Raw genomic sequence first — 2467 nt, forward strand, 5'->3', positions numbered from 1 at the left:
GAAAAGTCGGCCGACAACGATAGCAGTGGGTTGTACTACTAGTCGTAAAAGGCTACAAAATCCTTTCTAAGAGGTTTTAAGGCTTACTAACCTCTTTATGCTTAAGTTAGATTTAAATGGCTTAAACAGAAGAATAGGGGCTTTTAAATGAATACCAAAGCTAACCAGCTCAAAAGTTCAGCCTTTAGATCAACGCCAAGCTCAAGTGATTTGAGGCCAGGGCTTTATCTATTGATAAGGTACTCAAAAGGTAGCGTAATGGTAGTAGCAAAAGAAAGGAGATGAGACAATCATGACAGTTAAGGAAAAGAAACGGGTCCAAGTCAAGATTGATAAAGATTTGGCCGATGATACCGAAGCAGTTTTAAGCGAATTGGGCTTAAATCCAACCACGGCCATTAACATGTTTTACAAGCGGATTGTTGCTAATGGTGCTTTACCTTTTAATGCGTCTTTAAGCGAAGAAGAAAGAGCTAATTTACGCTTTTTAAAGGCGACCGAAGGGACACCAGTCACCGAGTTCAAAGACGCTAAAGAGGTCGCTGATTGGCTCAACGATCCAGATGAGGACTAATGACTTAGTCAGCCTATACATTAGTTTTGTAGAAACTAACAGTGGCAAGTCTCGATCAGTTTTAATTCGTCGGGTATCAGAACAGACGGTCGAGGCTTTTAAAATTACTAGTCAGTATGAAAAGAAGTCGGCTTATATCAAGCAACAATATTATCCGATTCAAGATTGGCAATCCGCTGGGTTGAAGAAACCTTCCTGGGTCGATCTTGGTAATATTTACCGCTTTCCCAAAGCCGGTTTAAACTTTAAAGAAATCGGTCATTTAAGTAAGCTAGATCAAAATAAAATTTCGGATTTTACGCTTGACCTAAAATCAAAAAGAAGAGGTAAGGGTCAAAAGATAATTCAACAGCGATCAAGTAAAAGGAAGCACAAAGAAAGTAAAGCAGAGCTTACATAAAGAATTCAAAAACAGTTAAAAGAATTTGCTAAACACAATCCAGAAATTAAGCCAAAAAACAATCCTGAAAATAAAAACGATCGGCCTAGTTATTAGGCTGATCGTTTTTGAATTTAACGTATAAGAGATTATAAATTTTTAGAGCATGGTAACCGTTGAACGCGCAACGTTTATCATGCTTATTATAGTGATTAATCGGTTTTTGGCACAGCTGTTTGTGAAATATTTTACAACTGGTCTCCGCTAGACTATACTTAAGGTGTAGATAGGTGTGGTTATAGTTTTGAATTAAGTATTGGGAGGTCGATATTTATGGGGCGTTTAGATAAAAAAGTTGCCATTATTACCGGTGGCGTCAAAGGCTTCGGACTTGCAATGGCTAAGCTGTTTGTTAAGGAAGGCGCCAAAGTAGTGATTACTGATGTTGATGATCAGCACGCGGATGAGGCCCTTGATGAAATTGGTCGGGCTAACGCAATTTTTACCAAACAGGACGTTTCACAAGAGGCTGGCTGGGAACCGGTATTCAAAACGGCCGTTGAAAAATTTGGCAAAGTCAACATTCTGATTAACAATGCTGGGATCTTGTCGTTTAACGATGCTGAAACCATTGATCTTGCAACTTGGCACAAGATCTTATCCGTAGATTTGGATGGTGTCATGTTGGGCACCAAGTGCGCAATCAAGTTCATGAAAGAAAATGGTGGCTCAATCGTCAACATTTCGTCAATTGCCGGCTTAATCGGCATTAGCAACCTCTATGCGTATAACGCTGCCAAGGGTGGAGTTCGCATGCTCACCAAATCAGCAGCTCTGTACTGTGCAGAAAAGCATTATGCCATTCGGGTCAATTCCGTTCATCCCGGGTACGCTCACACGCCAATGGTGGATGCCTATCCTGAAATGCGTCAGAAATTGGAAAGCCTGCATCCAATGGGTCGTTTGGGAACGGCTGATGAAATTGCCAATGCGGCGCTTTATTTGGCATCCGATGAGTCTTCATTCTCGACCGGTTCGGAATTGGTTGTCGATGGTGGTTATACGGCGCAATAAAGTTAGTTGTGACTAGATTGGAATAAGTTAATCATGAAGGCGACTTTTGAGATGTAAAGGGCTGGAATTTTGCATCTTAAAAGCCACTTTTTGACTGATCTATCGTAATTTCATCGGCTTTCAATGATTGGTATACTGGAGGTAATAATTTTTTATTCGGCTTATGGGAATTAACGTAATCGGCAAATGTTTTTAAAAGTTCTTCGGTTTGTTCGACCGAGAGGTTATTAGCTTGAAAGTACTTTTCTAATAAAGCCCCTTTTTGAATTAATCGGCGAGAACGGGCTTTGCGGGCTTGCCGATTTTCGTAGTATTTAGATTGGCGTAACTTAAAATCTTCCCGCTCAATTTTTTGTTTTAAACGTGCTTGTTGTTCAATTAGTTTTTCATATTGCTTAGACATGGAATTTCCCCATCTCGTATGACTAATGATCTACGGG

The 2467-nt window shown here is 40.1% G+C and carries 3 protein-coding genes and 1 pseudogene; 3 read left to right on the forward strand and 1 reads right to left on the reverse strand.

The genetic code is table 11. The features are described 5' to 3' along the window. The first annotated feature begins 292 nt into the window (after positions 1-292). From LKE01_RS11630 to LKE01_RS11640, 3 genes and pseudogenes are all read left to right on the forward strand, one after another. A complete protein-coding gene (locus tag LKE01_RS11630; RefSeq protein ID WP_054769787.1) occupies positions 293-574 on the forward strand; it encodes a type II toxin-antitoxin system RelB/DinJ family antitoxin in 282 nt (93 codons plus the stop codon). Then, positions 564-1070 (forward strand): annotated as a pseudogene (locus LKE01_RS11635) (hypothetical protein). Before LKE01_RS11630 ends, LKE01_RS11635 begins: the two are co-directional and overlap by 11 nt. 216 nt (positions 1071-1286) lie before the next feature. Continuing rightward, the gene (locus tag LKE01_RS11640; protein ID WP_054769789.1) at positions 1287-2027 is read left to right on the forward strand and encodes a glucose 1-dehydrogenase; all 741 of its coding nucleotides are present in this window, start codon (positions 1287-1289) and stop codon (positions 2025-2027) included. 76 nt (positions 2028-2103) lie between these two features. Here LKE01_RS11640 and LKE01_RS11645 read toward each other — a convergent pair whose 3' ends face one another. Next, positions 2104-2430: a hypothetical protein gene (locus LKE01_RS11645; RefSeq protein ID WP_225364716.1), complete on the reverse strand. Its 327-nt coding sequence runs from the start codon at positions 2428-2430 to the stop codon at positions 2104-2106. Positions 2431-2467 lie beyond the last annotated feature (37 nt).

Source organism: Lentilactobacillus kefiri (genome assembly GCF_007989105.1).
In the GTDB taxonomy this organism is placed as follows: Bacteria; Bacillota; Bacilli; order Lactobacillales; family Lactobacillaceae; genus Lentilactobacillus; species Lentilactobacillus kefiri.

Excerpts from the sequence above, each read along its gene's own strand:
- LKE01_RS11630 (WP_054769787.1), top strand. The coding sequence starts at position 293 with ATGACAGTTAAGGAAAAGAAACGGGTCCAAGTCAAGATTGATAAAGAT.
- LKE01_RS11640 (WP_054769789.1), top strand. The coding sequence starts at position 1,287 with ATGGGGCGTTTAGATAAAAAAGTTGCCATTATTACCGGTGGCGTCAAA.
- LKE01_RS11645 (WP_225364716.1), bottom strand. The coding sequence starts at position 2,430 with ATGTCTAAGCAATATGAAAAACTAATTGAACAACAAGCACGTTTAAAA.